This window comes from Lentzea sp., assembly GCF_036380075.1.
GTDB lineage: Bacteria > Actinomycetota > Actinomycetes > Mycobacteriales > Pseudonocardiaceae > Lentzea.
In genome coordinates this window covers 1-6372 of sequence record NZ_DASVFL010000308.1, presented here as the reverse complement: position 1 = coordinate 6372, position 6372 = coordinate 1, and the positions used below count along the sequence as shown (strand labels likewise).

General features: G+C 72.9%; 6 protein-coding genes. All 6 read right to left on the bottom strand.

The genetic code is table 11. The features are described from left to right. The coding region (locus VF330_RS32320; protein WP_330855496.1) for a type I polyketide synthase at positions 1-941 on the bottom strand (941 nt) is incomplete at its 3' end. A gap of 56 nt (positions 942-997) precedes the next feature. Then, positions 998-2476 (bottom strand): aldehyde dehydrogenase family protein, encoded by a 1479-nt coding sequence (locus VF330_RS32315; protein ID WP_330855495.1) that lies wholly within the window; start codon positions 2474-2476, stop codon positions 998-1000. Beyond that, positions 2473-3756 (bottom strand): (3,5-dihydroxyphenyl)acetyl-CoA 1,2-dioxygenase DpgC, encoded by a 1284-nt coding sequence (dpgC, locus tag VF330_RS32310; RefSeq protein ID WP_330855494.1) that lies wholly within the window; start codon positions 3754-3756, stop codon positions 2473-2475. Before dpgC ends, VF330_RS32315 begins: the two co-directional genes overlap by 4 nt. Next, positions 3753-4454, bottom strand: coding sequence for an enoyl-CoA-hydratase DpgB (gene dpgB, locus VF330_RS32305; protein WP_330855493.1), 702 nt, complete (start codon positions 4452-4454; stop codon positions 3753-3755). The genes dpgC and dpgB overlap by 4 nt, the downstream gene beginning before the upstream one ends. A gap of 37 nt (positions 4455-4491) precedes the next feature. Further along, a complete protein-coding gene (gene dpgA, locus VF330_RS32300; protein WP_330855492.1) occupies positions 4492-5568 on the bottom strand; it encodes a 3,5-dihydroxyphenylacetyl-CoA synthase DpgA in 1077 nt (358 codons plus the stop codon). Between the two features lie 32 nt (positions 5569-5600). Then, on the bottom strand, positions 5601-6372 hold a 772-nt coding region (locus VF330_RS32295; protein ID WP_330855491.1), incomplete at its 5' end, for a BBE domain-containing protein.

Here is a 6372-nt window from a genome sequence, read left to right as displayed (position 1 = left end):
AGGGCGAGCGTGCACTCGCCGCGCCGCAGCGCCTGCCGCGCGAGGTGCAGGGCCACCAGCGACGACGAGCAGGCGGTGTCGACCGTCATCGCCGGGCCCTCCAGCCCGAACGCGTAGGCGACCCGGCCGGACGCGGCGCTGGTGAGGCTGCCGATCAGTCGTTTGCCCGCGACGTCGCCCACGGCCTGGTGCGGGCGCGGGCCGTAGTCCTCGTAGGCCAGCCCGACGTAGACGCCGGTCTGGCTGCCGCGCAAGGTCGCGGGGTCGATGCCGCTGCTCTCCAGCGCCTCCCACGACGTCTCCAGCAGCAGCCGCTGCTGCGGGTCCATCGCGAGCGCCTCGCGCGGCGAGATGCCGAAGAAGCCCGCGTCGAACTCGCCGACGTCGCGCAGGAACCCGCCTTCCCTGGTGTAGCACCGCCCGGAGGCCGGGTCGGGGTCGTAGATGGCGTCGAGGTCCCAGCCGCGGTCCTCGGGGAACTCGGTGACGGCGTCCTGCTCCGAGACGACCAGCCGCCACAGGTCGTCCGGCGAGGAGATGCCGCCGGGGTAACGGCAGCTCATGCCGACCACCGCGACCGGCCCGTCGTCGGCCTGCGGTGCCGCCGTCTCCTGGTCCGCGGACCGCACGCCGGTGAGCCGGGTGCGCAGGTGCGCGGCGAGCGCGACCGGTGTCGGGTGGTCGAACAGGACCGTGGCGGGCAGCGCGATCCCGAGCGCCTCGCCCACGCGTTCGCGCAGCCGGGCCGCGGTGGAGCGGTAGAAGCCGAGCCGGCGGAACGGCGCCTCCGGGTCGAGGCGGTGCGCCGTCGTGTCGCCGAGCACGTCCGCCGCCAGCGCCCGGACCGCGTCCAGCACGATCCTGTCCTGCTCGGGCGGTGTGCGTCCGTCGAGGCGGGCGCGCAGGCCCTCCGTCCCGAAGACGTCCATGGATCCAGTCACTCGGCACCCCCGGCCAAGGTTCAGGTGTTCAGATGTACGGGCGGCGGCGGCCGCCGTCAGAACGGGTACGCGGCCGGCACGTCCCGGCTCGTCAGCCACCGCCACTGCGTGAACTCGTCCCAGCTGTGCAGCGCCCCGTACCTGCTGCCGTTGCCGGAACCCCCACGCCCGCCGAAGGGCACGTACGCGTTGTCGTCGATCGTCTGCGCGTTGACGTGGACGATCGACGTCCGCAGCCGTTCGGCCAGTGCGGCGCCGCGGGCGGTGTCCCCGGTCTGCACGGCGGCGACCAGGCCGTAGTCGGTGTTGTTGGCGACGGCGACGGCTTCGTCCTCGTCGCGCACCACGACGACGGGGGCCACCGGGCCGAAGATCTCCTCGGTCCACGCGGGCATGTCCGCGCTCACCCCGCCCAGCACGGTCGGGCGGTAGAACAGGCCCTCGTGCGTGCCGCCGGTGTGCAGGGTCGCGCCCGCGGCGACGGTGTCGCGCACGAGCTGGTCCACGCGCTGGAGCTGGCGTTCGTTGATCAACGGGCCGAGGTCGGCGCCGGTCGTCCACGGGTCGCCGACGCGCAGTGCGGCGGCGCGCTGGGTGAGCCGGTCGAGGTACTCGTCGGCGACGTCGGCCAGGACGACGTGCCGCCCGGCGGTCATGCAGATCTGGCCCTGGTGGAAGAACGAGCCGAACGCGCCGGCGCTGCTGGCCGCCACCACGTCGGCGTCGTCCAGCACGATCAGGGCGTTGTTGCCGCCCAGTTCCAGCGACATCCGCTTGAGCGCGCCGCCCGCGGCCGCGCCGACCTGGCGGCCCACCGCGGTCGAGCCGGTGAACGCGATCATGGCGACGTCGGGGTCGGTGGTGAGGGCCGCGCCGGGGCCGGCGTCACCCGGCAGCACGTGCAGCACACCTGACGGCAGCCCGGCCTGTTCGAAGAGCGCGGCGAGCAGCAGACCGCCGGACACCGGCGTGTTCACGTCGGGCTTGAGCACCACGGCGTTGCCGAGGGCGAGCGCCGGTGCGACCGCGCGGGTGGCGAGCAGCAACGGGAAGTTCCACGGGCTGATCACGCCGACGACGCCGAGCGGGACGCGCCGGGCGGTGCTGTGCTGGCCGCGGTCGGACGGCAGCAGGTGCCCGTGCGGGTGCGTGGGCAACGACGACGCGACCCACAGTTCGTCCAGGGTCGACCCGGTCTCGGCTTCGGCCTTGCCCGGGACGGCGCCGCCCTCCCGGACGAGCCAGCGCGCGACCTCGGCGCGGTGCTCGGTCAGCAGCTGGGCGGCGCGACGCAGCACCGCGGCGCGTTCGACGGCCGGTGTGTCGGCCCAGGCGGGTTGCTGCTGAGCTGCCGACGCCGCCGCGGCACGGATGTCGTGGCGGTTGGCGAGACCGACGGTGATCAGCGGCTCGCCGGTCGCGGGTTCGGTGATCTCGGCGGTGCCGCCGTGCGAGGTGGTCCAGCCACCGCTGAACACCTTGCCGCGCACCAGGTCCGCGTCCAGCAGCCCGGTCCGGCTCCCGACGGCGGTCATGCGCTGAACCTCGCGACCTTGCCCAGGACGTCCGCGCTGTAGAGGCGCAACGCCTGCGTGAGCGCGAACTCCGCGACGTACTCGCGGAACTGGTCCACGGGTTCGTCGGCGTGGTTGAGCATCCGCCGGTTCGGCGCGACGGCGGGGCTGGCGAGCACGTCCGCGGCGCGGTCGACCGCCGCGTCCATCCCGCGGGGGTCGGCGACCTCGTCGACGAGCAGCCGCGCGTCCGGTTCGCTCGCCCAGACCTTGCGGCCGCCCAGCACGATCTGCCGGGCGACCCGGCTGCCCACCGCCCTCGTGAGCCGCAGGTTCGCGAGGCCCGGCACGATGCCCTCCTGGGCGGCGGGCAGGCTGAGGTAGGAGTCCGCGGCGGCCACGACGTGGTCCAGCACGAGCAGCAGCTGCATGCCGCCGCCGATCGCGAACGTGTCCACGCCCGCGACCCACGGCTTCTCGATCCGCTGGCCGAGCCCTGCCTCGGTGTGCACCCCGCGCACGAGCTTGCTGATGAACCCCAGCTCCCGGCCGAGCAGGAAGTCGACGAACGAGATCTTCCCGCCGTGCAGGTGCTTCAGGTTGATGCCCGCGCTGAACACGCGCCGTCCCGCGTACCGCGGATGCGTCATCACGTCCCCGCGCAGCACGCCGACGTGCGTGCTGTCGTCGAGCAGCACGAGGTCGACCGCGGTCTCCAGGTCCGCGGTGAGCTCGTTGTCCTCGGCGTTGAGGCAGTGCGTGTTGGCGATCGTGACGTGCGCGATGCCGTCACGGCGTTCGAGGCGGACCGTGCCCAGCGCCAGGGTTCCCGAGGCGCGGAAGTCCGGCAGCAGCGCCAGCGCCCGTTCGGTGGGCAGCAGCATGCTCTCGACCAGGTGCCGGCCGGCGGCCGGGTGCCGCAGCACGTGCCGGAAGAAGAGACCCTGGTCGATCTCGCGGCCCTCCTTCTCCTGCTGCGCCAGGGAGGACTCGGCGGCGAGCTCGGCCGCGGACGGCACCAGGCCGGGGAACCGGTCCGCAGCCGAGAGGACGAGCTCCGAGATCCGCGGCCGCCGGGTGCGGCCTCCGGTCAGCGCGTCGTAGACCTCGCCGGCGTGCCGGTCCAGGAACCGGGCCCGCAGCCGGCGTGCCGCGTGGTGGACCCCGTCCGCCACCGCGGCCTGCGCGACCGTGCGGTCCGCTTTGGACGGTAGCGACGCCAGGTCCCGCGCGCTCTCGCTGGTGAACTGCTCCAGCGCGCGGGCGTCGGTGTCCAGGGAGGTGGAGGCTTCGGTGATCACCGCGCCGGTTCTCCCTCTGCCCGGCGCAACGTCCTGTCGCACGCCGCCAGGTGCGCGCCCAGCGACTCCTCGAAGCTGGTGGTCGCCGCGTCCAGCACCAGACGACGGCGGATCGCGGCCTCGGCACCGCCACCGGCCTCGGCCGCCTTGGCCCGCGCGGCGGCGAGCGGGTCCGCCGCGACGTCGTCGACCAGCCCGCGTTCCACGGCCTCCAGGGCGGTGATCTCCTGCGGGAACAGCACGAGCCGGCGGGCTTCCCGCACGCCGAGCTGGGTGGTCATGCGGTGCACGGCCATGCCGGGCCACACCTGGCCGGAGTCGCACAACGGCGGCGCCACCGACGCGTCCGGTGCCGCGATCCGGTGGTCGCACGCCAGCAACAGGTCGAGCGCGCCGCCACCGCAGCGGCCGGTCACCACGGCGATCGTCACGGCACCGAGTCGTTCGAGCCGGCGCAGCGCCTGCTCCCACCGGTTCACGTGGACGATCTCGGTGGCACCCGGCCACACCCGGTCCCCCGGCGGCGTGTCGCCGCCCGCGAGGTGCACCACCACCGCGCCGGGCCGGGTGTCCTCCGCTCGGTCCACCAGCCCGGTGAGGTCGGTGACGAGCGACGATGCCAGGGCCGCCGAGGTGTCGACGCGGACGACGAGGCCCGCGTCCCCCGGCCGCGCGGTCGTTACAGAAATCGAAGACAAAGCCCCCGCCACCTCACTCGCCGAACGAAACCGAAGGTCAGTACCGGACCAGGGCCGTCTCGATGGTCGAGCCCGGCCCCATGGTCATCAGGACCCCGTAGTCACCGGGCTCGACGCGTCCTTCGTCGAGCAGGCGCTCCAGGGAGAACAGGAAGGACCCGCTGGACACGTTGCCGTAGTCCCGCAGGATGCTCGTGGTGTGCCGGACGTCGTGCCTGGTCAGCCCCAGGTTGATCATCACGGAGTCGATGACCTTCTTGCCGCCGGAGTGGATGATCCAGTGCTTGACGTCGCTGCGCCGGACCTCGGTGCCGACCAGCAGCCTGCCGATCACGTCCTCGACGTGCGCGCCGACGACGTAGGGCACCTCGCGATCCAGGAAGAAGCTGAACTTGCCGTGCGCGTCGTCCCAGTCGTAGCGCATCGCGTCGACGGCCTCGGGGATGATGCAGCTCGCGAACTTGAGGATCTCGGGCCCGCTGCGGGCCGGTTCCCGTTCCGCCGTCACCGCGATCGCCGCGGCGCCGTCGCCGAAGAGGCTGTTGACGACCGAGCTGCGCATCGTGCCGTCGAAGACGTACGCGGCCGAGCAGGCCTCGACGCAGATCATCACGGCGAGCCTGCCCGCGTGCGTGGACGCCCAGCCGTTGACGGAGTTGAGCGCGTTGAGGCCGGCGTTGCAGCCCATGCCGACGACGTCGAGCCTGCTCATCTCCTGCGGCAGCCCCAGCTCCCTGATGAGCAGCGCCGTGAACCCCGGGGTGAGGAAGCCCGTTGACGAGACGCAGCACAGGTGCGCGACGTCGGTCAGGTCGGCCTCGGCGTCCTTCAGGCAGGCCTGCAACGCGCGGGCGGCCATCTCGATGCCCTGCTCGCGGTGCTTGGCGAGCAGCTGGCCCTGCGACTCGACCGCCCGCCCGTCCGGGGTCTCGGCCGGTAGCGTCAGGTAGCGCCGGTCGATGGCGCTGTTCTCGAACACCGACCGGATCTTGGGGTCCTCGATGCCGAAGATGTCGAGGACCTGCCGCTGGGTGTAGCTCGTCTCGGGCACGGAGGTGCCCACGCCCACGATCCGGGCGCCCGTGGCCGCGCGTGTCTCGACTTGCGTCGTCATGTGCCGCTCCGAAAGGGTGGGTGGACCGTGCCTCAGGCGCTGACGCCCTGCGGGAACGAGAACAGCCCCGCCGGGTCCCAGGCCTTCTTCACCTCGGCCAGGCGCGCGTGGTTCTCGCCGTAGTACGACCACTGCCAGTCGGTCAGCGCAGGGTCCGGGTAGTTCACGTAAGAATGTCCGTTGGACAGCGGGTCGAGCACCGAGAAACCGGCTCCGACCCATTCTTCGGCCGCTCGCGCGTATTCCTCGCCGTAATCCAGGGCGGGATTCTGACCGCCCAGCGCGAATTTGCCGAGGAACTGCGCGTCGCGGTGCACGTACGCGGTTTCGGTGCTGCTCACGTCGTTCGCGGCACCACCGAGGGACATCAGGGCGAAGTAGCGGAACTGGTCCGCGCGCCGGTCCTGCTCGAACACGCCCAGCGCCTCGCCCAGCGAGTGCCGGCTCATCGGTTCGGCGAACAGCCGGTGCCGTTCGCGCTGGAACGGCTGGCGCGGCAGCCCGGCCTCGGGGTTGTCGCCCGCCCGGCGCCGTTGCCGCGGGGTCATCCCCTCGACCCGGTACAGCCGGTACATCGCCTGCTCGTACGGCAGCTCGCCCACCAGCCGCAGCTGCGGCGCGGCGACCCGGCTCAGCTCGTCGAGCGCCGCGTCCGCCTCGGCCTGGGAACCCAGGTACGCGCCGTGCATGAACACCGCGGGCTCGACGCCGGGAACCGCGTCGACCAGCAGGGCGCCGATCTCCGACGACAGCCGGCGCGAGCCGGCCGCCGACCAGTGCTGCCACCGCTCCAGCAGGTCCAGG

What these genes read in the sequence shown, in the direction of transcription:
- VF330_RS32315 (WP_330855495.1), bottom strand. Translation starts at nt 2,476, where the DNA reads ATGACCGCCGTCGGGAGCCGGACCGGGCTGCTGGACGCGGACCTGGTG.
- dpgA (WP_330855492.1), bottom strand. Translation starts at nt 5,568, where the DNA reads ATGACGACGCAAGTCGAGACACGCGCGGCCACGGGCGCCCGGATCGTG.